Below are 23,892 nucleotides of genomic sequence, written 5' to 3'. Positions count from 1 at the left end.
GAGTAGTACCATAAAGTAGGTCTTTATGCTAACATAGAGAGCGTTAAACTAATCTGAACTTATCTAGCAGGATAATTACAGGTGGCATGCTAGCTAACCGATATAGTAGAAATTAAAAGGAGTCATATGCATTATTTTAAATATTCTTGGTTGTTACCCACTTTTACTAGTTTTTTAATGGCAGCAGATAGTAATGGTGTTTTTTTAGAGGGGGGTTATCAGCAAGGTAAGGCACAGGTACGCAGCACACAAAATGGCAATGTACAAACAACCACCGCCCCATTAGAGGGGTTTGGGTTACAAATTGGTTATCAAGTATTTCCAAGTAGGTGGGTTGGTTTTAAAATTTATGGATTTTTTGATTATGCCCACACTAAGGGGATTTCTTTTCCTAATCATAACCCAACCGGTAATCCTGTTGATTGTAAAATAAATCCAGCAGGGCTAAACCCTCCAAAAACCCCCACAGGAATTAATGCGCCCCAATGCCAAGTCAATGTCATGAACATTTTACAGCAAATGGTGGGGAGTAATAGACCTATCCAGCCTAATATGCTCACCTATGGAGGCGGGGGGGATATTGTGATTAATTTTATCAATAACCAAATGATGGCTCTGGGGGTTTTAGGTGGGGTACAACTTGCGGGCAATTCTTGGATTTTGGCTACTCCGGATTTTGGCAATGTGGCGTTACAATATGCCGGTTTAGATAAAAGACCTACTGGTTTTCAATTGCTTTTAAATGTGGGGGGGCGTATCCGTATTTTAAAGCATAGTAGCATTGAGGCGGGTATTAAATTTCCTATGATGCGTAAAAATCCTTTTTTACAAACCAAGAATGATGGCTCGCTCTACATTAGGCGGCTATATTCGTGGTATGTTAATTACGCCTTTACTTTTTAGCGTACATAGGCCGGCTGGATTAAGGGTAAATCTGCCCCTTGAAACACCGCTTTTAAAAGAAGTTTGTAATTTCCTTTTAAGGGTAAATTAAAAAGAGGCGTGGAGCAAAGCTCTTCTTCTCCTTCTTGTTTACATGCTAACTCCCCTATTAAAATTGGTTTTTGTCTGGGTCTTAGGGCTGTGATTGTGAATTTTAAAGACGGCGCTTCCTTGTTATTTTTATGTACAATTAAAGTAAGTTGGTTGTTATTAGAAGTTAACCAAAGTAATGGGGTATTTGGGTTGAAATAAAAGGGAAAAGTAGGCTCTAAATTTTGCTTACCACTAGAGAGACTGAGGGCATAAATTTTACTAAAAGCTTGGTATTGTGCTAGCATATCATTAATGTGGCTATCTGTGTAGGTGTGTTGGTGCAAATAGGAAGTATCGCTTTGGGGTGCGTATCTAATTGCCACCACCACTAGGGCAATGATCAATACAAGCCCTATTAGTAAAACTACTAAAATCCCTAAGGGCCAGTAGTTTCTCCTAGTTCCCACGGCTTTTCCTAGCGCCAAAGAAATACCCATAAAAGAAGAGGGCTAAAAGAGAGCATGTAAGAATATAAAGCGTGGTTTTAACAAAACTATTAGCCCCCTCTTCTTTGATATTTTTATCTAAAACAACATGGAATTTTGCAGATAGCGCATCAGCCATATAGGCATAACCATTAAGGAGGGCAAAAGAAAAGTGGGCGTTGTTTTTAGTCATGTCAGCTCCCCACTCTTTAGGCAAAAAAGGAGCTATGCGCTCAAAAAAGATAAAATCGGTGGCTAATAAATCCGCAGGATTGCTTATGATATTGATCTTTTTTGCCTGAAAATAGGCAAAGATAGCGATGAAAGGTGGGGTTAAATTTTTAAGTTTTATCTGTTGGTAATGCAAGCGCGCCTCTTTAGTGTCTGTTTGATCAGTGCCGCCTAAAAATATAAAAAACCTCACTCCTGTTTTTTCAAACAATTCAGAAGACACGCTTTCAATGAGTGTAGCGCTTTTTGGTACTAAATGCAATGCCTGATTATCTTGCACAAAATCTTGAGCGGATAAAAAACCCATCCATATAAACCAAATTAAAAGCCCGTATCTCACACAGCAAATAAAAAAGGTCTTGTAAAATAAAGAGCAAGCGAGATTACAAATAAAATAATCAAAAACAACCCTAGTAATTTTTCCATTCCTGTAAACACAACTACTCCTTATGTGATTGGTAGAAATGTTGGTTATTCACAAACATCTGTATGTTTTTAGTATCTAGTTTATAGTAATTTGTGGCTTCTTGTTGCTGGATACTTACAGCCTTTAGACCAAGAAAAACCACTAAGGCTAGCAAAGCCACCACCACTAACAAACAACCAAGTATCCCATTTAAGCCAAATAAACCATTCATTCCTCATCTCCTTGCAAAGACTGGATATAACTTGTAAGCGCGCGTATCTGAATATCGTTAAAATGTCTGTAGGCAAAGCTAGGCATTTCTCCAATATGTCCTTTTTTACCTTTATCTAAAACCTCTTTTAAGAAAGAAGGCGTACCATAGTGGGTAAGATCAACTGCCAATCCTCCCTGCCCCTTGCCATCTTGGCCATGGCAACTTGCGCATGTGCTTTTAAAAATAGCCTCCCCTTTTTGTACTAATTGGGGGGTTTTTGTGTGGTGCAAACTAGAAATATTAGCCATCACATAGCTAGCCACAGCCTTTGCATCTTCAGCATTCATGCCAAGTGGGGGCATTTCCCCTGCTTGATAACCCAAACCAACAGAGCCCTGTTTGATCACTTCTATAATCCCTGCTTCCTTGCCCCATTTGACTAAATTTCTAGCAGTGTTGTTTAATCCGGTGGCTTCTAAACCGTGGCATTGTGAGCACTGCACTAAAAAAATTCCCTGTCCCATTTGCTCTAAATCTTGCTGTTTTAAATTTTTCCAGCGGGCTTCAAAGTTTTTGTTGTATTGGGAAACTTCTTTATTGTATTCCCCAATTTGAGAGTAGCTACTCATAGGATAGCCCATAAAAATATACCAAAATCCCCATACAATGAAAACTAAAAAGCTAACAATCCAGCCTGAGGGAACATTGTTGAGCAATTCAGCAATCCCATCATACTTATGCCCATCATTGTAGTATTTCTCGTCCTCGCCTATTGTTTTTTCGCGCATGGCCTTAAATAGCGAAGAACTCATGCTAAGTGTGGCGATTAAAATCACCAACGCCGCCACTAGAGTGAATAAATTAACATGATCTTTAAGAATTTGCATTGCTAGTCTCTTTTTGGTTTAGATAGGGTGGAGCGTGGCTCAATTAGCGCGTCGTTGAGTTCGTCCTGCAAGGGCAGTTGTCCATAGCGTTCATAATCTGTAATGCCCTTTTTATCCTTTGTATACATGCTTACGATGTAGGCGTATAAAAAGACTGTAAATAAGATAGTAAAGAAAGCATAGGCAAGTCCACGAACCGTATCTATATCCATCATCACTCCTTCTTAGCAGGCACTGCAACGCTATTTACAGATTTGCTAGGGGCGGCAATTCTAGCCTGCCCCAAGTGGTTTAAATAAGCAATTAAAGCCACGATTTCTTTAACCTGCCCTTTTTTAAGCGCTTCTTTAATTTGAGGATTTTGCATGTTGGCTACAATACCTTTGGCTTCCTCTAAAAAGAGTTTTTTAGCCTCTTGCATGTTGCCAAGTTTCACCCCACCGGGTTTATCATAGGGGACATGGAAAACTTCTTTTTGGGTATAAGCCTCTGCAAAAGCCGTATCAAAATCTACATTTTTACTAAATAAATGCCTATAAGCAGGCATGATACTACCGGGCACAACACTTGAGGGTTCAAACATGTGTTTTTCATGCCAAGCAGTGGTGCGCACATCGCCTACGCGGTGTAAATCTGGTCCAATACGCCTAGAACCCCATAAAAAAGGGCGATCGTAGGCATATTCCCCACTCAAGCTATAAGCCCCATAGCGTTGTACTTCTGCTTGGAAAGGGCGGATAAGTTGAGAATGGCAGTTATAACAACCCTCTTGGATATAAACCTGACGCCCGGCTGTTTCTAAAATATTATAGGGTTTAAGCCCCTCAATAGGCCTAGCAGACTTAAAGAAATTAGGCAAAACCTCAACGATACCCGCTACGGCAAAAGCCACCACAAAGGCTAGCGTAAAGAAGAAAGGGTTTTTTTCTAAAAAGCTAAACATCAACTCTCCTTAATACACGCCCATAGGTGTAGCATAAGCGGGTTCTTTTTCTAACACTTTACCTTTTTGAATGGTCATGATGACATTGTAAAGGAAAATGAAAAATCCAACAAGATACAAACTACCCCCAATGCCACGGATAACATAATAAGGGAATAACACCCGCACGGTATCCATGAATTGATAAACCAAGTTGCCGTATTGATCCACATCGCGCCACATCATGCCCTGAGTGATTCCTGCAATCCACATAGATGAGAAATAAAGCACAATGCCTAAACTCATCAACCAAAATTGCACATCCATGAGCTTTCCTGAATAAATTTCGCGTTTAAAGACTCGAGGAACCATATGATAAACTGCAGCGATAAGAGTAAAACCAACCCAACCTAACACGCCGTCATGTACATGTCCGATGATCCAATCGGTAAAGTGGGCAAGTGCATTAACCGAACGGATAGCCTGAATAGAACCTTCTAGGGTAGAGAGCATGTAAAAGGTGCTAGCTAAAACCAAAAACTTAATTAAGGGCGATTCTTTAAGCTGATGCCACTGTCCTCTTAAGGTTAAAAGTAAATTAATAGCCGTCCCCCAAGAGGGAATAATGAGAATAACAGAGAAAACAGAAGAAAGGGTTTGTACCCAATCTGGCACGGTGGAGTAAATCAAGTGGTGGCCTCCTGCCCAGATATAGACAAACATCAAACTCCAAAAAGAGAACAAGGTGAGTTTATAAGAAAATATAGGCTGTCCGCATTCTTTGGGCAAGAAATAATAAATTGTACCGATGATTCCACTAGTAAAGACAAAGGCCACTGCATTATGCCCCCACCACCACTGTACAAGCGCATCATTGCTACCGGCATATAAAGAAATAGAGTGCCATACACTGCCAACATGGGCTACCAAATAAGTGGGGATAGAGAGATTATTGAAAATATAAAGTACTGCAATGCCCACATAAGTGGCGATGTAATACCAAAGGGAGACATAAATTGTATTTTCGCGTCTAACCCCCATACTCCCAAACATGCTAACTCCCCAAAGCACCCAAACAATCACTACTAAAATATCTAAGGGCCAAGCTAATTCGGCATATTCCTTACTTTGGGTAATCCCCCCTAGCAAACTCACCACACCCAAGATTAAAGCAAGAATCCAGATCCAAAAGTGTAAATAACCCACCGCCCTTAAAAAAGGATAGTCATGGTAGGTGATTTTTAAAACCCTTTGTCCAATGTAATACCAGCTAGCCCAAATCCCACCTAAACTAAAGCCATAAATCACCCCGTTTGTGTGCACAGGCCGCAAACGCCCAAAAATGCCATATTCGCCTAAAATATAGTTAAGTTTTGGGAAAGCTAACTGGAAAGCTAAAATCACCCCAACAAGCATGCCAATGACTCCAAAGGCAATCATAGCAATGATAAATAAACGCGCAATTGAATAGTCATATTCAGCAACCGCTTTAGTCGTGGTAGTTGCACTGCGGGCATAACCCTGTTGCATGCTTATATCCATCATTCTCCTTTAATAAAAAAATTCACGCAAACCCCATTATAGCATGACTAGGGTTTAATTTAATAACCCAACTAAAACAGAGCGCTTACTCTTGTAATAAGGTGTTGATCTTCACTTAAATCTAAAAAATTAAAATGATTCCCACTTTGTTCTTTACCATGGAGTAAATCCCCTGAATGGCGGTATTTTAAATCTAAATTAGCGATCTCAAAACCATCAAGAGTCTGGCTAAAATCTAATAGACGTGTGTTATCACTTTGGTGCGTGAAAAGATAGCAATAGCCCTCACCCCCTAGCCGTGCAACCCGTCCCCTAAGCTGGTGTAAAGTCGCTAAACCTAAGCGCTCAGGCCCTACAATAATAATTGTTGAAAGCTTAGGCAAGCTAATCCCCACCTCAATTAAAGTTGTGGCTAATAAAATCTGCCCTTGTTTAGCAAAGGTTTCCATGATTTCCTCTTTATCCTTATGCTTACCACTCACCACACAAACTTTTTCAAACCGTTTTTGCCAATAAGGCGCTCCCTCTTTCAAAGAAAGATAATCCATTTTTTGGCTCTCTTCTACTAGAGGGTAAATAATAGCCACTTGTCTATCCTGCGCAATTTGTTCTTGGATATGCTCTAAGAGTTTTGTAAAATCCTTCTTACCGATGATGTGTGTTTTAATATCCTTGTGGTAGGGTTTATCTCTAAGCAAACTTGTTGCAACAAACTTAGCCCCCATCATCGCTAAAGTTCTAGGAATAGGCGTTGCTGAAAATTGCAGGTAATGGGGTTTACCCGTTGCATGTGTGGCCAGTGTTTGTAAGGCATGGCGTTGTTTAGTGCCAAAGCGGTGTTGCTCATCGCTTAAAACTAAAGCCACTTGTGAGGTGTCTAGGGGGGTGTATAAAAGTGTGGTGGTGCCTATAATAAAAGTGGCTTCATGGATGGATTTTTGCATTTTTTTAGACCACCCCCCTAGTAACAAGAGAGGTTTAATAGAGGGGGGTAGAAATTTAAGAGCTTCTGTATAAATCTGTTTGGCTAAAATGCTTGTAGGGGCCATTAATAAACTTTTATAAGGCGATGCTAAAGCCACACTAGCTAAAATCACCATCGTTTTTCCCGACCCAACATCTCCCATAACCAGGCGTTTTGTCGCTATTTTTCCTTCTAAATCTTGCTTAATACTAGAAATGGCTTTTTGTTGATCAGGCGTGAGAGTAAAGGGTAATTTGTCTAAAAATTCTTGCAAGGCTTGTATATTCGCATGCCCGCTAAATTTACTAGGGGCATGGAGTGTTTTTCCGCTTAAGGCTAGCATATAAGCCATAGCCTCTATGCATTTTAAACTCTCTAAGTACTTGCCATGTAGGCCTTTGCTTGCATGATCTAGTGCAAATTGTAAGGTGGGATAAAAAAGCATGTGTAAACTCTCTATCATCTCTACAGATACGCCTAAAGCGGTGAGTTTATGCAAATTGTAAGGGGTGAGGATACTTAAACAATAATCTTTATAAGTTTTATACTGCCGTTGTTGGTTAAAAGAGGTGATTTTTTGGCATGCTTTATCAAAGTGTAGGGTTATGGTGTTTGGCTGTGTAATAATTTTAGGGTTAATCATCTGTAAAACTTGGGTGTAAGGATTAAGGCTTAACTTGCCATAGACAAAATAGCTTTTTTGGGAAAAGTGTTTGGTATGATAGGGGGTGTAGTTAAAACAAACCAATTCTAAAACCTGCCCTGTAGTTTTAACTTGTGTATTAATTTTTAATACATTCCCTTTATGCATGTTTATATAATCCACCTCCAAACAGCCCAGTGCCCCGGGTTCTAAATTTTCTAAAATATAATATGGTGTATAACTCTTAGGAGGGTTTAAAAGCAATTCTAAAAAAGAGGTTAAAGAAACGCCTAATCCTAAATCCATATCCGGTTTAATCCCGCCTCCACCTGTTTTTGTCCACTCCATGATCATTCTTTTATTTTATTTTAATCAATCATTAATTTTATTTTAACAAATCATGATTATTATAGCCCAAAAAAAGGAACATAAATGAAGTACTCCCCTCTCAAACAAATTTTAAGGGTTTTAAGCATCTCTGTACTTGTCTCAGCTGGGATTTTGATTCAGGGTTGTAAAGACACCCATAAATCTTCTAAATCTTCAAGCCAACAAGCTAAGCCCGCAGATGCCCGTGCACTCAATAAAATGACTCCAGCACAACAAGATGCGGCTTTAGAGTCTGAGTTAGAGCATAAGGCTGATAATGCTAAGACAACAGAAAGGGTTGATCAACTTGTAGATGAGGAAAATGCGATCCAAGAGGCAACTCAAGGGACTGGTCCACTTTATAGCCCTCAAAATGGCAATATTCTACAAAACTGGACTAATCACCAAGATAATTTAGCCTCGCCTCTAAACCACAATTATTAATCTTGAAACCCCCTTAAATCCCATGCAAAAGCTAATATGCGTGGTAGGGGTACTTTTGGCTTTATTATCCCCAATCAAGGCGGCTAAGAGTCGTACTTTTCTACTTAGTGAGTATCTTTTGGGGCAAATGCACTATGATACAATCCAAAATGGCCAGACCAAGACAAACTACCGTACCATTGAGGGGGCGACTATCATGTATGGCTATGAATACAATCCCCTTAATCGCTGGTTTTACACCCGTTATTATGGCTTTTTAGACTATGGGTATGTGATTTTAGATAAAAAAGATAATATTGAAACCAATATGTTTACTTATGGAGCGGGTGCAGATGTGGTCATTGAATATAATAAAAACCCTTTAAATGTCTGGGGCCTTTTTTATGGCATGATGGTGGCGGGTAACACTTGGACAACTTCTAAGTTTTCACGCGATTTTTTCGTAGAAAATTATAGATCCTTTACTAGCTTTACTTTCAAGAAAACTTATTTTAGGGTTTTAGGAGAAGTGGGTATTCGTTTCCAAACGGTAATTCTCTATCACGATGTATCTATAGAAGTGGGATTTAAATTTCCCTTTGATACAGAATTAGGATCTAAATTTGTGCGCGATTACAGTATGTTTGTATCCCACACCTGGTATTTTTAAACTTTTAGCAATTACGCTATAAAGCCCCTAGCTTTGACTAAGGCTAAAGGTTTGTGCTACAAGTGCTAAAGAGTTTAAGACTCTCTTGCAGAAATCCCACTTATCTTTAGCGGGTGGAATGAATGCCACCTATTCTTACTTTTGTGGTACAATACCCGCATACATTCGTATCTACGGCAGGAAGTGCCGAAAGTTACGCCTTTGGAGATATGATGTGTGAGACCTGTAGGGAGTCGCGTTGGAGCTTTCAACTCTGTAAAATCCCTACTATAGGGATAGAGTGAGAACCAAACTCTCCCTACGGGCAACATCAGCCTAGGAAGCTCAAGTGTTTTTAGCATTTGGGCACTTCACTCCACCTTTAAAATCGCTAAAAATGCCTCTTGGGGGAGTTGGACTTTACCAATGGCTTTCATGCGTTTCTTGCCCTCTTTTTGCTTTTCTAAGAGTTTGCGCTTTCTAGTAATATCACCCCCATAACATTTAGCCGTTACATTCTTACCCACCGACTTAACCGTCTCTCGTGCGATGATTTTATTGCCAATGCTAGCTTGAATAGCGACTTCAAAAAGTTGTCTTGGGATCAGCGTTTTCATGGTTTCTACTAAAGCCTTGCCTTTTTCATAGGCCTTGCTCTTATCTACAATAATAGAGAGCGCATCCACTACTTCAGAGGCGACTCGTATATCTAGCTTAACTAGCCGCCCTTCTTTATAATCAATGGGTTCATAATCAAAGCTAGCATAACCCTTAGTGCAAGATTTAAGTTTGTCATAAAAATCCATCACGATTTCATTACTGGGCAAAGAATAAGTTAAAAGTACCCGGTTTTGGTTGAGATACTCCATTTTATCTTGAATCCCCCGTCTTTTATTAAGTAAGCCTAATAAATTGCCTAAATACTCACTAGGTGCAATGATACTAGCCTTTACATAGGGTTCTTTAATGCAGGCAATGGTGTTTTCAGGGGGTAGCTGGCTAGGGTTTTGCACGGATAATATTTCTCCATTATTTAAATGCACTTCATAGATAACAGTAGGCGCGGTGGTGATAAGATTAAGATTAAACTCGCGCTCTAATCTTTCCTTAATCACTTCCATATGCAAGAGTCCTAAAAACCCTACCCGAAAACCAAAACCCAAAGCCATGCTACTTTCAGGTTCAAATTGTAAAGAAGAGTCGTTAAGCTGTAATTTATACAACGCATCGCGCAATTCTTCAAATTGATCGCTCTCTATAGGATAAAGCCCGGCAAAGACAAAAGGCTTAGCCGGTTTAAATCCTTCTATAGGGTTTTGTGTGGGGTTTGTAGCATCGGTGATCGTATCGCCTACGGTGATGTCTGTTAAATTTTTAGAGCCTAAAGAAATAATGCCAATTTCGCCACATTCAATGGTATCTGTAGGGATTTTATGCAAGGGATTAGGGTAGTAAAGAGCTAGCACTTGATGAATTTTTTGATTGCCCATGACTAATACCTCTTGGTTGGCACACAAACGGCCCTCTTTAAGACGCACCAAAGCCAAAGCCCCTAGATAATTATCAAACCATGAATCATAAATAAGGGCTTTAGTGGGGGCATTAGGGTTACCATTAGGTGGGGGGATTTTAGTAATAAGTGTTTCTAACAATGCTAAAATCCCTAAACCTGATTTTGCGCTCACACAATTAGCCTCACTACAATCTAACCCAATGGTATCTTCAATATCTTCTTTAACTGCGCTAATTTCAGCGTTAGGCAGATCAATTTTATTAATCACGGGTAGAATTTCTAGGTGGTTATCTAGGGCTACATAGACATTAGCAATGGTTTGTGCCTGCACGCCCTGCGTGGCATCTACAACTAAAAGTGCTCCCTCACAAGCAGCTAGTGAACGAGAGACTTCATAGCTAAAATCTACATGCCCGGGGGTATCAATAAGATTTAAAATATAATCTTGCCCTTGAAAATGATATTGTAAGCGCACAGATTGGGCTTTAATGGTGATTCCTCTTTCTTTTTCAATGTCCATAGTGTCTAACACTTGGCTTGTCATTTCCCGTGTGCTTATGGCTTTACAGGCTTGAATCAAACAATCAGCTAAAGTACTCTTGCCATGATCAATATGGGCAATGATAGAAAAATTGCGGATACGCTGTTGCATAGCCTCCCTTAAAAGTATTTTTGAACATGGAATATGCAATAATAGCATTTGGTGCGCAAAAAATGGAAACGATGAAGATTTTTATCAACTGTCGCTCTTTATTGTTAAAACAAGTTTTAGAGCGCTATTTGCATGATTTTTTATCCACTCAAGAGGCTTGTGATTTTATTTTAAGCGATTGGCCCCTTAAAAACCCACTAAAGGCCACTTGTTTGATTGGATCGCAAAAAGAGGCGCATATTCAAACCCCCTTTACAAAAGAAGAATTATTAGAAAAATTACAAGATTTCTACCAAAATAAAGCCCAAAGAGAGAGTTTAGAGTATAAGGTACAAACCCTGTTACAAGAGTACACGCATAAGTTGCTTGAATTATTGCAGGATTATAAACGCTAATGCCCCCCTCACTTTTAAAAATCTTAGGGGGGGTGTGCAAGGGTCTTTCTTTACATTTGCCCCCTAAACAAATCACGCGCCCCACTAAGGCTATTGTTAGAGAATCCTTTTTTAATGTGTTGCAAACTTCTATTATTCATAGCGTGTTTATTGAGGCTTTTTCTGGTAGTGCGAGCATGGGTTTAGAAGCCCTAAGTCGGGGCGCTTCTGAAGCCTACTTTTTTGAACAAAACCCCCATGTTTTTTTGGTATTAGAGCAAAATATCCAAGCCTTTAAAAATAGATTTAAAGAGGCACAGATTTACGCTGTTTGTGCAGATGTGTTTAAATTACTCCATTCTTATTTAGAAACATTAAAACCTAAAGGCTTAGTGGTTTTATACATGGACCCGCCCTTTATGGAGGGGATTTATACGCGTTGTTTGCATTTTTTAGAGAACTTAACAATTCCCCCGCTTCTTTTAGAGCATGGATTTTTAATTGTATTTGAGCATAAAAGCACGCAGAGCATGCCAAGAAATATAGCCGGCTTTAGTATAATCAAGCAAAGAAAGTTTGGTAAAACAAGCTTGAGTTATTATTTTTTATCAAAGGAATAAACATGGCTGATGAGGTTAAAGAGGCCAAAAAGAGCAGCAAGGCGTTTTTGTTTGTGGTGATTGGTGCGGTTTTGGTGATGCTAATTTTGGTGGGGGTGATTGCTATTTTATTACTCGGTAGAAATGAGAAAAAACCAGAGGGAGATACGGGAAATCGCATGCGCCAGATCAGAGAGGCCAGTAAACTCAATGATAATGGGGGGCAATCAGATTTAATGGTTAAATCATCAGATTATTTATCCTTAGGGCCTTTATATCCCTTAAGCGATCCCTTTGTGGTGAATTTAATTGCCCAAAATGGACGCCGTTATCTTAAAACTAGTATTAGTTTAGAGTTAAGCGATCCTAAGTTAGTAGAAGAGGTTAAAGTTAAAGAAACGGCGATTAAAGACACCATTATTGAAATTCTTTCTTCTAAATCTATTGAGGAGATCAGCACACTTAAGGGCAAAAACAAGCTTAAAGAGGAAATCCGTAGTAATATCAATAGCTTTTTAATTGATGGCTTTATTAAAAATGTTTTCTTTACCGATTTTGTGATTCAATGATTGGGGTTGATATTGTTTGTATAGCGCGCATTACAGACAATATATCCCGCCACAAACACCGCTTTTTAAATAAATTCCTTTCAGCTTACGAACAAGCTCTATTTATAAAACCCCAAAGTATTGCCGGAGCTTGGGCGGCTAAAGAGGCTTGTTCTAAAGCTTTAGGGGTGGGGATTTGTGCGCAGTTGAGATTTTTAGATATGTGCTTGTCTAAAAACACATTAGGCGCGCCTATTTTACAACTCACCCCTGAAAAACAGACACTTTTTAAGATCCAAAATTTACATGTAAGCATTAGCCATGATCGGGGTTTTGCAATCGCTGTTGTTTTAGTGCAGTTTCTTTCTTGATTTTAAAAAAGGGGCAAAAAATCCATGATTATTATTTTTAGTAGTAGTAGTAGGGGCTGTGAAAATGTGAATTAAGCCTATTTAAGTGCGCTACAAAGGGACTTGCTAGCATGGGGAAAAAAACTTCTTTGTTCACATGAGAGCACAAAGCATGTGCTAATGATAGGTTAAAAAGTGGGGTTTTTAACTTAAAATTGCAGGTTTTAGGCACATATAGGCACAAAAAGCAATCACTGTGCCTAACATGTGAATAAATGTGCCAATAGGTGATTATTAGTGTAAAGTATCCTCGTTTTGCATCGTATAAATCAAGCGATCAATGACATGTCTTTGTTGGTTTGTAAAATTATACTGGACGCGTACTAATTGTCTAATGCGCTCTAAAACATTGCTATCTACTAAGAAAAGCCCTAAGATTTTGCGATAAAAGGGCAAAAAGATAAATTTCTTTTCTTTATAAATTTCGGTACTATCAATGGCCTTATCAATGGTGAAGAGTAAAATATTTCTAAGATGATTAGATTTTAAGTGATTATCTTGTAGAGCCTGACTAAATCTTTTATAAATAGAGAAAGTGAGCATGCGTCTTGCATTAAAATAAGCGGCTTCTCTTGCATCACTATTTTGATCAGATTCTACCTTCGTATCGCTTATGCCATATCCAATGAGGAAACGATCAGATTTTTCAACATTTTTTGGTAGTGTATTTTGTGGCGGTTGTTTTTGTGCTTCTTGTGTGTTAAATTTAGCATCTAAGGCATCTACTTTTTCAGCATTCGTAGCTATAGCCGCACTGAGTTTTTTAATCTCTTCTGTTAAAGCGGTGTTAGATTCTGATCTTTTGGGAGTCTCAGGGGCTTTAGAAACGGGGATTTCTTTGTGGGGTTTGTTTTTCACATCTTTTTCTTTAGGGTGTTTGTTTTTGTCTTTGCTAGCTTTTTTAGCCTTTTCCTTCTTATAAATATTCTCAGAGGGTAGATCCGTACTCTCATACACACTACAAGCTATAAAAAAATACCCAACTAAAAATGTGAGTAACGCGGTGTACCTATTTTTCAAAATAGTCTCCTTAAAGTAAAAATGATTTAGATATTATAACACACGCTTTTTTTTCTAACTTCTTAATAACTTGGCTAGAATTAGAGCCAATCGAGCCAAACCATGCTAAAATATCCTTAGTTTTAACTTTAAAAGGAGTATGCCATGCCAAATAAACAAACCCAACCCTCTAAAGAGCTTGAAAACCAGTGGGATTTGAGTGCGCTGTTTGCAAACCAAGAGGCTTTAGATCAACATGTCAGTGAATGGGATCAAAAGGTAAAGGCTTTTGAAAAAGAACATGCGGGTAGTTTTGCCCAAGTACAACCGGAGGCTTTTGAGAAAATTTTGGAAGGATATGAAGTCCTAAGCGAGGGGATTTCTAGGGCGATGAGTTATGTTTTTTTGATTTTCTGTGTTGATTCTAAGCGCAGTGATTTGTATTCAAAATACCAATTATTATGCGCCGACATGGGCCAACACCTGCTCTTTGTGGAAAATGAATTTTGCGCTTTAGAAAGCGCTAAACAAGAGGCTATTATCAAGGCTAGCGCTAAATACGCTTATTATTTGCGCCTACTTCTGCACCAAAAACCCCATATGCTGAGTTTACCGGAGGAAAAAGTGCTACTGGCCACCTCTGGGGTTGGTGTAGAGGCCTTTTCTAATCTTTTCGATCAAGTGATCACCTCGCTAAAAATGCCTTTTCAAAATAAGATGATTAGCGAGGAAGAAATTTTATCTGAACTACACAATCCGGATCGCAAATTGCGCAAACTTGCCCAAAAAACCTTGACTAAGTCTTTAAAGAAAAATAGGCTAGTTCTAACTTATGTTTTAAACATGGTGCGCAAAGATTCACATATTGATACTAAGTTGCGCCACTATGAAAAACCTGAGAGCTTTAGGCATCTGTCTAATCAAATCCCCCAAGAAAGCGTAGATAGCATGCTAGAGATTGTGGAGGAAAATTATCCTTTAGTGCACCGCTATTATAAAAGTAAGGCCAAACTTCTAGGTTGTAAACTCAAGGATTACGATCGTTATGCCCCTATTGAGCAAAAAGAAACACCTCTGAGCTACAAAGAGGCATTAGATCTAGTTTTTAAGGCTTATCAAGACTTCTCACCTAAATTTTATGAGATTGTGAGTCGTGGGGTTAAAGAAGGTTGGGTGGATTCGCATCCGCGCCCGGGCAAACGAGGGGGGGCATTTAGCGATAGCACCGTGCCTAGTGCCCACCCTTTTGTGTTGCTTAATTTTACCGGTAATCGCCGTAGCGCCTTTACCATTGCCCATGAATTTGGGCACATGATCCACCAGACATTAAGTAGGCAAGTAGGCTATCTTAATGCTAATACCCCCCTAACCACCTCTGAAACCGCCTCTGTTTTTGGGGAAATGCTCTTGTTTGAAAGTTTAAAAAAGGATTTGGATAAGAAAGAATTGCGCGGGATTTATGCCGGCAAATTAGAGGACATGTTTTCTACTATGTTTAGGCAAGTGGTGATGACTAATTTTGAAAGACGCATCCATAGCAGTGGGGGCGAGTTTGAGGAATTAAAGGCTAAGGATTTTGATCGCATTTGGCAAGAGGAAAACGCTAAAATGTTTGGTAAAAGCGTTAAACTAAGCAAGAATTACGCCCGCTGGTGGAGTTATATCCCCCATTTTATCCACTCACCTTTTTATTGTTATTCTTATAGCTATGGACAGTTATTAGTTCTAGCTTTATTTGGTCTGTATCGCAAAAAGAAAACTACAGCAGAAAAACAGGCATTCGTGGATACCTATACAGCGTTTTTAAGCAAGGGGGGCAGTGTAAGCCCTGAGGAACTAGTGGGCATGTTTGGGTTTGATATTACAGATAAGGCATTTTGGAAAATTGGCATGGACGAGGTGGAAAAAATGCTTGAGGAATTTGAAGGGTTGCTTGATGGATGCGCTACAAAGGTATAAGGCAATGTCTAACCAGCATTGTCTGGATTGTTTGCATTTTTTATACCACCACCGCGTACACTTTAGCATTTTTTGCGATCTTTGCTGTGTGCGTTTTGAACCTCCCTTGCCACAAGAACAAATCGAGAGTTTTGGTAATTTTGTACTCTTTGTTTTAGCGGGCTATACTTTTGATAGTTTAAAAATCCATGGAGAAATCCCAGAAATTCACTTTGAGGCAGGGTTAGGCGATCACATTGAAACCACAGTTAAAATTGTTCTTGAGGGGATTGTACAGATCATCGTTAAGGATAAAAACGATTCAAATGTGGTGTTGTTTAACCGCTGTGATCCTAGCCTCATTTTTGTAGATAACACAGCCGAGCAACTCCAAAGTTCTAAAGATGCAATTTTATCCGATCCAAGAAACCAGCAAGTTATTGCAACCTTGCAGGGAAATTTGAAATGAGTCTTTTAAAATTACAAATCCGGGCGTTTCGCTTTTGTGCTAAAGAGGATTACAACCCTGCTTACCCGCTTTATGTGGTGGAGTACCAACTAGATTGGACTTTAAGAGATGTTTTAGCCCATATCCCCGATCTGAGCTATGATCAAACACATTTGGGTTTACGGATTAACCGGGTTGTTGTGTTTGAAAATTTAAGTATTGATACGCTGATTAATCGTTTTGGTAAAGAATGGACATTAGAACCCCTAGCTACCAAATATGTTTTAAAAGATCTGTTAATGGATACAGAGAACATGTTAAAACCCTACCAAAACTTTTTTAAAAGCGCATCTTTTGTAACGGAGGCAGAAAAAAGCGAATTAGTCCGCTACATTCATATCAATGCCATTACTCCTAAAAGCGATTCAGATTACTTTGGAGATGGCTTTTTTCTATACACTAAATGGCTCATGAGTCGTTACCCACACCGCACATCAGATCTATTACAAAGCCTAGCAGACAAACACCATGGGGCCATGCATTTTGTAAGTCTCAAACACTATATTTTTCCTAAGAATGATGTAATTGATACAGAAATCTATAGTTTGCAACAACAATTACTCAATACCTCCAATCCCTCAGCTAATAACCCTTGGGCTCACTTAGGCAAAATCAATTACACTTTTAACAAACCTCAAATCCCTAGTAAGCAAGCGCGCTTTTTAATGTATAACGCCTATAGCTCTGCTTTTAATAGCGCGCCTTTATTGCAAAGTAGCCGTTTGCTTTTGCAGCATTTGGGGGTGGATTTTTTAGAGTTAGCTTGTTGTTTTGATGGGGGTTATTGGGGACGATTTGGGGATTTAAAACAATTTCTAACGGCCAATGCTTATAATTTGAGTTTAGCGCATAAAGTGGGCGCGGTGTTGCTCTTATGCGATGAAGATGCTTACGCTAATGCGTGCTATGCTAAAGCTATTTTAGATCGTGATGAAAAATTAAGAGAAGAAGTACAGCAAAATTTAGCCACATACGATTTAGAGTATCACCCAGATATACAAATTGCCTATCTTAACCATTTTTTAAATAAACGAGCAGAATCTTTAGAAATTAAGCACTCTTTTAAAGATTTTTATACAAGTTTGTTTCAAGATTACCACCTAGATCAGCCCACAGATTGCAATGCTTTATTAACTAAACTTAATCTTCGCTGCAATAGCCCGCTTTTTACTAAGGAATCCTATGCGCATTTATTAGATATTGATATGGATTCTGCCTTGTATGAATCAGCGCGTATCCGCTATGAGGCTATTGATCTAGGGGTGGATTTTTTACTAACAAGCTCTGTAAGCCAATTTCATATGCTAGATACTTTGGCTAAAAAGGCTTCTAAAATTTATCAAAGAGATCATGACAGCACTAGCGTGTTATTTCTCCCACAGGTAATACTGCTAGCCTTAGGCCAAGATGATTCTAAAGCGCTAGGTTTAAACACCCATCAAAATGCCTTTACATTTCTCTAAGGTTTTTGTTTGAAAGCCGGGCTTAAAATCTTATTTGCAATGGCGTTGGGTTTTGCTTGGTATATTGTCAATGATGAGACTTCTGGGGAATTAGCCTTGATGATTTTCTTTTTTGTGGCCTTTATTTTGCTCATCAAGCCTCTTTCTTTCCAACCCCCTGAAAAACGCGAGGATTATATCAAACAACTTCAAAGGAGTTATGAGCGCAAGATGGATTTAAAAAACAAAGAGAAAGAAGAGAAACGGCGTTTAAATCAAGTGGCTAACGAGTGGGATTTTAAAAACCGCAAACAACAAAACCAAACAGGCTCACTTTAAATGTTAGAAGTGATTTTGATTTTAGGGGTGGCCGTAGTACTCATTTATCTTTATTACACTTTACAAGAATATCTCAAAAATCCTCTAAAAGACCCGCCTGAATTTAATAAGCCAAAAGAAGCGCTAGAGGTTTATGTACTCCCTAATCCTTTAGAAACTTTAAAAGCAAGTGAGGCGGGGGTATTAGCTAGTCTTATGGGTAGTTTTACTAAACATCTTGAACCCACAGCTCTTAGCCAAGCGCTTTTAGAGGTGTTTTTACAAGATTTAAGCCAGATAGAAAACAAAGATTTAGAATCTTTGCAAGAAATTTATCATAGCCCCCCTCCACCCCTAGATCAGATTTGTACACAGCTTTTAGAATGCGGGCATGGGGAGTATAAAAAGCGCTTAAAGTGGGTGGAATTTCTCTTTGTTTTGGCTTATAGTGATGGCAATCTAGGCACACAAGAAAAAGAGGCGTTATTAGATGTAGGGGCATTTTTAAACTTAGAAAATGTGGATTTTAATAATCTCTATGATGGTTTTGCAAACTTAAAATTAGAACCGCTAAATTTAGAGCCAACCCAAGTCAGTACGATTTTACGCGCAGAAAAAGTAGATTTTAAGGGATTTAAAGCACTAGTTCAGGAGTGCTATATCAATGTGTTAGAACCTAAAAATTGGAATAAAAGCTACTTGCCAGATACCATGAAAACTTTATGGCAATTAGAACAGGCTTATAATACGCTGAATTCTAAGGTCCAAAGCGATTAAAATTTACAAAGGTACTCAATAGAGTGTAAAATAAAATAGACAATTTCTAAGGACGTACAGACGATTCCGTACTTTTCTTGCTACTTTTTATAAACCCCTTGCACAAAGCTTTCATGCACACTGTTTAGAAGTTTAACTTCTTTGATAGCGCCATAATTGAAAATGCCTTAAACGAGGGCACAGGCATGAGTGTACTGGATCAAAAACTCTACGAAATACTAGCCAACTTGCGCTTTAATATTGAAAACTATAAGGGTCTAAGTGTGCGATCACTCAAGAGACTTTAAAAACAGAGGATGTGAAGGTAGTTCTATTAAGAATATTGGTAGAAATAGAGTAGATATAAAAAGTAAATTAACGGGCATTATGGAGTTATAAAGCAGGCTTTAACAAGCCAAAACAAGCTAAGACTAGTAACAATGTGGAAAAGCAAAGGAGAGATTGCGACCCCAGAAGTCCCTAATTATTGCCGTTTAGAAAAGATGTTAGATTTTACAAGAATTTACATGGAAAATGTGGTGGCAACGGATAAGCGTGCCAGTCTTTTATAAATGGGCTATATGCTCACCTTAGAACTTTAACCAGTGTACCCGTGCTACTATCAATCCAGCCTATTATGATTTTCCCTAAAAAGAATAACGCTTTTTTATAGAAATGATAAAAGTTAAGCCTACAAAATTACAATCTTTTAAAATAGTGGGTTTTTTGCTACAATCAAGGAATGAAAAAACAAGCCTATAACCAACCCTACTTAGCTTTAAAAGCTTCTGCTGGCAGTGGTAAAACCTTTGCTCTCACTTTGCGCTACATCGCCCTACTCTTTGAAGGAGCTAAGCCTAACACCATTTTAACCCTCACCTTCACCAACAAGGCGGCATCAGAAATGCGCGAGCGCATTTATAACACCCTTGCTAGTCTGCATACAGAAAGCCAGATTTGGGCTAAAAATAAAAAATATACCCCCAGTGATAGCAAAATCCAAGCTATCTTAGAGGATTTGCAGAAAAATTATAAGCTTTCTTGGAGTCAAATTGCCCCCAAAAGTGAAGATATTTACACGCAGTTTTTACAAGCAGACCCGGCAATTCAAACCATAGATGCCTTTTTTAAAAAAGTGTTGCGCAAATTTAGCTATTTTGTGGGGGTGCGATCCCAGTTTCAAGTGAGCAATGTTTCTAAGGAGGATAAACTCAGCTCTTTTTTACAAACCCTAAAGCCCCAAGAGTTAGAGAGAATCCGCTCCCTTTGTTTTTCTTTACTTGGTGATGGTTTTAGCGCTTTTTATGTCCTTGATCTTATTTTAGATTTGCTTGAAAAAAGCGGAATACGCGCTAACTCTCTTCCCTCTACAACAGCCTATGAAAAAGAGGCCATTATTTTTAAAGATTTAGCTTTTTTTCTTGATCGCTACAAAGACCATATAGTCCATCCTAACGCCCTTGATTTTGCCACTATCACTTTAAAAGTACAGCAACTTTTAAATAACCCCTTTGATATGGATTTCTTTTATTTTAGACTTGATAGCCAGATTCGCCATATTCTTATTGATGAGTTTCAAGATACTAGCCCCCTACAGTACCAAATTCTTAAGCCTTTAATTGAAGAAATTAAGGCGGGTAAGGGGCAAAAATGGGGGGATAGGAGTGTGTTTTTTGTGGGCGATAGCAAACAAAGCATTTATCGCTTTAGGGGGAGTGATAGCGCTTTATTTGAACAGATTTGTCAAGAAAATCCGAGCCAATTTTTAGAGCATAATTATAGAAGTACGGGCGCTGTATTAGATTTTGTTAATAAAACTTTTGCTGACTATCTGGAAGGCTATGAACCCCAAAGCCTGCCTAAAAGTAGGTTAGATTGCCAAGATCAAGGCTATGTACGGATCAAAACGATTAAAGTGGGGCAGTATAAGCAAAGCTCAAGAAGTTATGGCGAGAAGGGCGAGAAGGAGAAAGATAAGGCTATTTTTAAGGGGGTTTTAGAGGAAATAGAAATTTTACTTAAAGGGGGGGTATTTGCTGAGGATATTGCTATTTTATGCCTTAATAATAAAGATGTTAATGGGCTAAAAGATTTTCTTATAGAATCTAAAGAAAATAACCCACTCTTACAAAATGTACAAATTGTAAGTGAAACAGATTTATCGTTACTTGCCCAGCATGAAGTTAAAATTTTAGTCCACGCTTTGTATTGTGATCTAGAGCCTGAATACCAAAGTTACCACCTTGCTTGTATCTCTAAATTACTAGGCTACCCGCTAGATTACCCCTTAGAAGAAAAACTCCCCGCTAAAAATTCCCATTTAAGTACCTATATTTTAGATTTAATGCGCGCATTAAAGCTTTATAGCCAAAGTGCCCAGTACCTTTTAGAACTCTCGCTTAATTACTATGACAAACAAGAATTCTTAGAATATTTAGAAAAAGAAGATATTAAGATCGCCTCAAGCCAAAAACAAGGTCTGCAAATCATGACTATACACAAATCTAAGGGAATGGAATTTGGGCATGTTATTTTAATGGATCGTTTGGCAAGCAGAGAACAAAGTGATAAAAATAAATTATTCGTTGATTCAAATGGGCGTGTTTTTTACAAGCCAAGTAACCAGAACAAGGAGAGCGATAAAAGAGCGGCAGTAGATCCAGAATACAAAAAAGCGCTGGAGGTCTATCAAAAGGAGATTGAAAAAGAGAAAATTAATAAGTTGTATGTGGCCTGTACACGGGCTAAGGAGGGTTTGAGTATTATTAAAAAAGATGGGAGTGTAATGGGTTCTAATAAGAAACCTACAAGCACTGAAAGTGCTTTTAAGATTACTAAGGATTTAAATCTTTTTCCAGACAACCAAGAAAGAAAAGAAGGGTGGCAACCTAAGACCTCTAGCCCACAACCACCCCCTAAAATCCCCGATCAAACCTGCCTGCTTCTTAGCCAAAGAGCCTTTGGGAAACAAGAGGATTATCAAAAACCAGAAGAGTCTTTAAAGGCGAGTAGATCTGCGCGTTTCTTTGGAATTGCCATGCACAAGGCTTTAGAGTTTTTCTATGGCTATGGTATACCTCTTGAAACAATCAAAGCTTATTTAACGCACTATTACAGCTTACAAGGCGTTTTAGTGGAGGGGGTTTTAAAACGACTCTTAGCCCTAGATAATTTTCCAGAATTTCAAAATCTTTTAAAACAAGGGCGCATCGCAACCGAAATTAGTTTTAAATCCCAACAATCCTACATGCGCTTAGACATGCTAGTTTATCAAGATACACAGTTTTATATCCTTGATCACAAAAGCGGTAAGGGAAATGAGAAAGCATATAAAACACAGGTTAAAAACTACGCCACCGCCCTTAAAAAAATCTATCCACAACAGGAAATAAAAGCCTACTTAATTTATGCTCTTAAAACACATATAGAAATACAACCTATCAAAGAATAAAAATGCATTTTGTTAAAAAGAATATTTTTTTAGATTTTGTTAAAAGTGAATCTTTTGGGGGTATTTTTCTCTTTATTAGCGCAGTGTTAGCGATGATCTGTGCTAACTCTGCTTTAGCGCCCTATTATTTTGAGTTATGGCATACCCAAATAGGGTGGGTTTTTGGAAAAACCTTTGTGGGGTTTTCTTTGCATGAATGGATTGATGATGTATTCATGGCCTTCTTTTTTCTATTAGTTGGGTTAGAAATTAAGCGAGAGGTAATGTATGGGGAATTGTGTGGTTTTCAAAAGGCAGCTTTCCCGGTTATTGCTGCTTTAGGGGGCATGCTTGTCCCCGGAATAATTTATTATAGCCTTAATGCTAACACAAGTAGCGCGCATGGATTTGGTATCCCTATGGCTACTGATATTGCCTTTGCCTTAGGCGTTATTTTATTATTAGGCAAACGGGTACCCACTTCTTTAAAAGTATTTTTAGTTACCCTAGCTGTAGCAGACGATCTAGGTGCAATTATTGTTATTGCTATTTTTTATAGCACTAATTTACAAATAGCTTGGCTTTTAGGTTCGGGGGTTATTTTAGCCATGCTCATTGGTTTAAATAAAATAGGGGTGCGCCATTTATTGCCCTATTTATTATTAGGGGTTTTACTGTGGATCACAACCTATAATAGCGGTGTCCACGCTACTATCGCCGCTGTAGCCCTTGCATTCACTATTCCTATCAAAGTTTCCCAACAATCTGAGTTGCTCCAAACCTTTTATCAATCCTTACAGCGCTTTAAAGAGAGTTTAACGCATTCCCCCCCCCTTAATAAACCCCTAGATCAAGAACAACGCGATTCTTTATATGCCCTGCGGAGTGCCACTAGGTCTTTACAAAGCCCCTTAGAGCGCTTAGAGCGTGTTTTACACCCTTATGGCGCCTATTTAATCATGCCTTTGTTTGCCCTAGCTAATGCTGGGGTGCATATTGGAGCACAATTACATTTTGATGTAGATGAGATTTTATTAGGGGTGATGTTAGGGCTTATTGTGGGTAAACCTGCAGGGATTTTTCTTATCACCTTTTTAGCCGAGAAAATCAAGATCGCTAAACGGCCTGATGGTGTGAGTTGGTGGCAGATTTTAGGGGCGGGCATGTTAGCAGGCATTGGCTTTACGATGTCTATGTTTATTTCTAATATCGCCTTTAGCAACAAAGAAGCCATGGAGGTCTCTAAGATCGCCATTTTGCTAGGTTCAATGGCCTCAGGCATTTTAGGTACGCTTTATCTTTTAATCTTAGGGGCATTTTTAAAAGCCAAAAATTAGAAAAAGTAGCTATAATGCTAGGTTTATGCTATGAAGGAACAAAATGAATCAGAGCCGGGAAATTTTAACCTCTTTGTTGCCCTTATTGGTGCTTTTTTTGATTTTCTACTTTTTAATTATCCGCCCACAACGCAACCAAGCCAAAAAACACAAAGAAATGTTAGAGGGTCTGCAAAAAGGGGATAAAATTGTTTCTCAGGGAGGGTTGATCTGTGAGGTGATCAAACCGGAGAGTACTTTTTTTAAGGTGAAGATTAATGATACAACAGAGGTGAAACTCTCTAAAAACCATGTCGCCTACAAACTTGAGCAATTAGAGAGCGAAAAAACCACTTTGCAAAAAGGGAGCAATTGATTT

At 38.7% G+C, this 23,892-nt stretch carries 26 protein-coding genes; 16 read left to right on the top strand and 10 right to left on the bottom strand.

Features of this window, described 5'->3' with window-relative positions; translation table 11 throughout:
• Positions 1 to 126 precede the first annotated feature (126 nt).
• A complete protein-coding gene (locus G6Q00_RS04300) occupies positions 127 to 903 on the top strand; it encodes an outer membrane protein (protein WP_163532154.1) in 777 nt (258 codons plus the stop codon).
• On the opposite strand, the gene G6Q00_RS04295 is transcribed toward G6Q00_RS04300, so the two are convergent.
• From G6Q00_RS04295 to recG, 8 genes are all read right to left on the bottom strand, one after another.
• A complete protein-coding gene (locus tag G6Q00_RS04295) occupies positions 900 to 1,442 on the bottom strand; it encodes a hypothetical protein (RefSeq protein WP_163532153.1) in 543 nt (180 codons plus the stop codon). The genes G6Q00_RS04300 and G6Q00_RS04295 overlap by 4 nt on opposite strands.
• Entirely contained in the window at positions 1,432 to 1,998 is a 567-nt protein-coding gene (locus G6Q00_RS04290) for a hypothetical protein (protein WP_240330983.1), read from the bottom strand. Before G6Q00_RS04290 ends, G6Q00_RS04295 begins: the two co-directional genes overlap by 11 nt.
• Before the next feature lie 133 nt (positions 1,999 to 2,131).
• The gene (locus tag G6Q00_RS04285; RefSeq protein WP_163499220.1) at positions 2,132 to 2,329 is read right to left on the bottom strand and encodes a DUF4006 family protein; all 198 of its coding nucleotides are present in this window, start codon (positions 2,327 to 2,329) and stop codon (positions 2,132 to 2,134) included.
• Positions 2,326 to 3,198, bottom strand: coding sequence for a cytochrome-c oxidase, cbb3-type subunit III (ccoP, locus tag G6Q00_RS04280; RefSeq protein ID WP_163532152.1), 873 nt, complete (start codon positions 3,196 to 3,198; stop codon positions 2,326 to 2,328). The genes G6Q00_RS04285 and ccoP overlap by 4 nt, the downstream gene beginning before the upstream one ends.
• A gap of 2 nt (positions 3,199 to 3,200) precedes the next feature.
• Positions 3,201 to 3,410, bottom strand: coding sequence for a cytochrome c oxidase, cbb3-type, CcoQ subunit (locus G6Q00_RS04275; protein ID WP_163499218.1), 210 nt, complete (start codon positions 3,408 to 3,410; stop codon positions 3,201 to 3,203).
• A gap of 2 nt (positions 3,411 to 3,412) precedes the next feature.
• A complete protein-coding gene (gene ccoO / locus G6Q00_RS04270; protein ID WP_163499217.1) occupies positions 3,413 to 4,141 on the bottom strand; it encodes a cytochrome-c oxidase, cbb3-type subunit II in 729 nt (242 codons plus the stop codon).
• Positions 4,142 to 4,150: 9 nt separating this feature from the next.
• A complete protein-coding gene (gene ccoN / locus G6Q00_RS04265) occupies positions 4,151 to 5,650 on the bottom strand; it encodes a cytochrome-c oxidase, cbb3-type subunit I (protein WP_163532175.1) in 1,500 nt (499 codons plus the stop codon).
• Between the two features lie 83 nt (positions 5,651 to 5,733).
• On the bottom strand, positions 5,734 to 7,575 hold the full coding sequence (gene recG / locus G6Q00_RS04260) for an ATP-dependent DNA helicase RecG (protein ID WP_163532174.1): 1,842 nt from the start codon (positions 7,573 to 7,575) through the stop codon (positions 5,734 to 5,736).
• A gap of 126 nt (positions 7,576 to 7,701) precedes the next feature.
• On the opposite strand from recG, the gene G6Q00_RS04255 reads away from it, so the two are divergent.
• Together G6Q00_RS04255 and G6Q00_RS04250 are read left to right on the top strand one after the other, a co-directional pair.
• On the top strand, positions 7,702 to 8,082 hold the full coding sequence (locus G6Q00_RS04255) for a hypothetical protein (protein WP_163532151.1): 381 nt from the start codon (positions 7,702 to 7,704) through the stop codon (positions 8,080 to 8,082).
• Between the two features lie 22 nt (positions 8,083 to 8,104).
• A complete protein-coding gene (locus tag G6Q00_RS04250; protein ID WP_430750787.1) occupies positions 8,105 to 8,731 on the top strand; it encodes an outer membrane protein in 627 nt (208 codons plus the stop codon).
• 350 nt (positions 8,732 to 9,081) lie between these two features.
• Here G6Q00_RS04250 and lepA read toward each other — a convergent pair whose 3' ends face one another.
• A complete protein-coding gene (lepA, locus tag G6Q00_RS04245) occupies positions 9,082 to 10,875 on the bottom strand; it encodes a translation elongation factor 4 (protein ID WP_163532150.1) in 1,794 nt (597 codons plus the stop codon).
• 26 nt (positions 10,876 to 10,901) lie between these two features.
• Here lepA and G6Q00_RS04240 point away from each other — a divergent pair, with 26 nt between their 5' ends.
• From G6Q00_RS04240 to acpS, 4 genes are read left to right on the top strand one after another with little or no spacing between them, the layout of a single operon-like run.
• Positions 10,902 to 11,270 carry a hypothetical protein gene (locus G6Q00_RS04240; protein WP_240330980.1) on the top strand — a complete coding sequence of 123 codons (369 nt, stop codon included), beginning with the start codon at positions 10,902 to 10,904 and terminating at the stop codon, positions 11,268 to 11,270.
• The gene (gene rsmD, locus G6Q00_RS04235; protein WP_163532149.1) at positions 11,270 to 11,869 is read left to right on the top strand and encodes a 16S rRNA (guanine(966)-N(2))-methyltransferase RsmD; all 600 of its coding nucleotides are present in this window, start codon (positions 11,270 to 11,272) and stop codon (positions 11,867 to 11,869) included. The genes G6Q00_RS04240 and rsmD overlap by 1 nt, the downstream gene beginning before the upstream one ends.
• A gap of 2 nt (positions 11,870 to 11,871) precedes the next feature.
• Positions 11,872 to 12,417 (top strand): flagellar basal body-associated protein FliL, encoded by a 546-nt coding sequence (gene fliL / locus G6Q00_RS04230; RefSeq protein ID WP_205426500.1) that lies wholly within the window; start codon positions 11,872 to 11,874, stop codon positions 12,415 to 12,417.
• The gene (acpS, locus tag G6Q00_RS04225; RefSeq protein WP_163532148.1) at positions 12,414 to 12,767 is read left to right on the top strand and encodes a holo-ACP synthase; all 354 of its coding nucleotides are present in this window, start codon (positions 12,414 to 12,416) and stop codon (positions 12,765 to 12,767) included. Before fliL ends, acpS begins: the two co-directional genes overlap by 4 nt.
• A 273-nt stretch (positions 12,768 to 13,040) precedes the next feature.
• On the opposite strand, the gene G6Q00_RS08570 is transcribed toward acpS, so the two are convergent.
• Positions 13,041 to 13,826 (bottom strand): hypothetical protein, encoded by a 786-nt coding sequence (locus G6Q00_RS08570; RefSeq protein WP_240330979.1) that lies wholly within the window; start codon positions 13,824 to 13,826, stop codon positions 13,041 to 13,043.
• Positions 13,827 to 13,970: 144 nt separating this feature from the next.
• On the opposite strand from G6Q00_RS08570, the gene G6Q00_RS04215 reads away from it, so the two are divergent.
• The 9 genes from G6Q00_RS04215 (at position 13,971) to yajC (ending at position 23,889) form a co-directional block, all read left to right on the top strand.
• The gene (locus G6Q00_RS04215) at positions 13,971 to 15,764 is read left to right on the top strand and encodes a M3 family oligoendopeptidase (protein ID WP_163532147.1); all 1,794 of its coding nucleotides are present in this window, start codon (positions 13,971 to 13,973) and stop codon (positions 15,762 to 15,764) included.
• The gene (locus tag G6Q00_RS04210; RefSeq protein ID WP_163532146.1) at positions 15,742 to 16,212 is read left to right on the top strand and encodes a hypothetical protein; all 471 of its coding nucleotides are present in this window, start codon (positions 15,742 to 15,744) and stop codon (positions 16,210 to 16,212) included. The genes G6Q00_RS04215 and G6Q00_RS04210 overlap by 23 nt, the downstream gene beginning before the upstream one ends.
• The gene (locus G6Q00_RS04205; RefSeq protein ID WP_163532145.1) at positions 16,209 to 17,714 is read left to right on the top strand and encodes a DUF5644 domain-containing protein; all 1,506 of its coding nucleotides are present in this window, start codon (positions 16,209 to 16,211) and stop codon (positions 17,712 to 17,714) included. The genes G6Q00_RS04210 and G6Q00_RS04205 overlap by 4 nt, the downstream gene beginning before the upstream one ends.
• Positions 17,715 to 17,723: 9 nt before the next feature.
• Complete coding sequence (locus tag G6Q00_RS04200) at positions 17,724 to 18,032, top strand: hypothetical protein (RefSeq protein WP_163499209.1); 309 nt, start codon at positions 17,724 to 17,726, stop codon at positions 18,030 to 18,032.
• On the top strand, positions 18,033 to 18,788 hold the full coding sequence (locus tag G6Q00_RS04195) for a TerB family tellurite resistance protein (protein ID WP_163532144.1): 756 nt from the start codon (positions 18,033 to 18,035) through the stop codon (positions 18,786 to 18,788).
• A gap of 419 nt (positions 18,789 to 19,207) precedes the next feature.
• A complete protein-coding gene (locus tag G6Q00_RS08725) occupies positions 19,208 to 19,339 on the top strand; it encodes a hypothetical protein (protein WP_275896766.1) in 132 nt (43 codons plus the stop codon).
• Positions 19,340 to 19,509: 170 nt separating this feature from the next.
• A complete protein-coding gene (locus G6Q00_RS04190) occupies positions 19,510 to 22,218 on the top strand; it encodes a UvrD-helicase domain-containing protein (protein ID WP_163532143.1) in 2,709 nt (902 codons plus the stop codon).
• 2 nt (positions 22,219 to 22,220) lie between these two features.
• Positions 22,221 to 23,534, top strand: a complete 1,314-nt coding sequence (gene nhaA, locus G6Q00_RS04185; RefSeq protein ID WP_163532142.1) for a sodium/proton antiporter NhaA — start codon at positions 22,221 to 22,223, stop codon at positions 23,532 to 23,534.
• 43 nt (positions 23,535 to 23,577) lie between these two features.
• The gene (yajC, locus tag G6Q00_RS04180; protein WP_163532141.1) at positions 23,578 to 23,889 is read left to right on the top strand and encodes a preprotein translocase subunit YajC; all 312 of its coding nucleotides are present in this window, start codon (positions 23,578 to 23,580) and stop codon (positions 23,887 to 23,889) included.
• Positions 23,890 to 23,892: the final 3 nt, after the last annotated feature.

Origin of the sequence: Helicobacter suis, assembly GCF_902196125.1 — a bacterium.
Taxonomy (GTDB): Bacteria; Campylobacterota; Campylobacteria; order Campylobacterales; family Helicobacteraceae; genus Helicobacter; species Helicobacter suis_B.
Note: the sequence above shows the minus strand (reverse complement) of the source record. Positions and strands in the feature narration are given on the sequence as shown.

Excerpts from the sequence above, each read along its gene's own strand:
- G6Q00_RS04300 (WP_163532154.1), top strand. The coding sequence starts at position 127 with ATGCATTATTTTAAATATTCTTGGTTGTTACCCACTTTTACTAGTTTT.
- G6Q00_RS04290 (WP_240330983.1), bottom strand. The coding sequence starts at position 1,998 with ATGGGTTTTTTATCCGCTCAAGATTTTGTGCAAGATAATCAGGCATTG.
- G6Q00_RS04285 (WP_163499220.1), bottom strand. The coding sequence starts at position 2,329 with ATGAATGGTTTATTTGGCTTAAATGGGATACTTGGTTGTTTGTTAGTG.
- ccoP (WP_163532152.1), bottom strand. The coding sequence starts at position 3,198 with ATGCAAATTCTTAAAGATCATGTTAATTTATTCACTCTAGTGGCGGCG.
- G6Q00_RS04275 (WP_163499218.1), bottom strand. The coding sequence starts at position 3,410 with ATGGATATAGATACGGTTCGTGGACTTGCCTATGCTTTCTTTACTATC.
- ccoO (WP_163499217.1), bottom strand. The coding sequence starts at position 4,141 with ATGTTTAGCTTTTTAGAAAAAAACCCTTTCTTCTTTACGCTAGCCTTT.
- ccoN (WP_163532175.1), bottom strand. The coding sequence starts at position 5,650 with ATGCAACAGGGTTATGCCCGCAGTGCAACTACCACGACTAAAGCGGTT.
- recG (WP_163532174.1), bottom strand. The coding sequence starts at position 7,575 with ATGGATTTAGGATTAGGCGTTTCTTTAACCTCTTTTTTAGAATTGCTT.
- G6Q00_RS04255 (WP_163532151.1), top strand. The coding sequence starts at position 7,702 with ATGAAGTACTCCCCTCTCAAACAAATTTTAAGGGTTTTAAGCATCTCT.
- G6Q00_RS04250 (WP_430750787.1), top strand. The coding sequence starts at position 8,105 with ATGCAAAAGCTAATATGCGTGGTAGGGGTACTTTTGGCTTTATTATCC.
- lepA (WP_163532150.1), bottom strand. The coding sequence starts at position 10,875 with ATGCAACAGCGTATCCGCAATTTTTCTATCATTGCCCATATTGATCAT.
- G6Q00_RS04240 (WP_240330980.1), top strand. The coding sequence starts at position 10,902 with ATGGAATATGCAATAATAGCATTTGGTGCGCAAAAAATGGAAACGATG.
- rsmD (WP_163532149.1), top strand. The coding sequence starts at position 11,270 with ATGCCCCCCTCACTTTTAAAAATCTTAGGGGGGGTGTGCAAGGGTCTT.
- fliL (WP_205426500.1), top strand. The coding sequence starts at position 11,872 with ATGGCTGATGAGGTTAAAGAGGCCAAAAAGAGCAGCAAGGCGTTTTTG.
- acpS (WP_163532148.1), top strand. The coding sequence starts at position 12,414 with ATGATTGGGGTTGATATTGTTTGTATAGCGCGCATTACAGACAATATA.
- G6Q00_RS04215 (WP_163532147.1), top strand. The coding sequence starts at position 13,971 with ATGCCAAATAAACAAACCCAACCCTCTAAAGAGCTTGAAAACCAGTGG.
- G6Q00_RS04210 (WP_163532146.1), top strand. The coding sequence starts at position 15,742 with ATGGATGCGCTACAAAGGTATAAGGCAATGTCTAACCAGCATTGTCTG.
- G6Q00_RS04205 (WP_163532145.1), top strand. The coding sequence starts at position 16,209 with ATGAGTCTTTTAAAATTACAAATCCGGGCGTTTCGCTTTTGTGCTAAA.
- G6Q00_RS04195 (WP_163532144.1), top strand. The coding sequence starts at position 18,033 with ATGTTAGAAGTGATTTTGATTTTAGGGGTGGCCGTAGTACTCATTTAT.
- G6Q00_RS08725 (WP_275896766.1), top strand. The coding sequence starts at position 19,208 with ATGTGGAAAAGCAAAGGAGAGATTGCGACCCCAGAAGTCCCTAATTAT.
- G6Q00_RS04190 (WP_163532143.1), top strand. The coding sequence starts at position 19,510 with ATGAAAAAACAAGCCTATAACCAACCCTACTTAGCTTTAAAAGCTTCT.
- nhaA (WP_163532142.1), top strand. The coding sequence starts at position 22,221 with ATGCATTTTGTTAAAAAGAATATTTTTTTAGATTTTGTTAAAAGTGAA.
- yajC (WP_163532141.1), top strand. The coding sequence starts at position 23,578 with ATGAATCAGAGCCGGGAAATTTTAACCTCTTTGTTGCCCTTATTGGTG.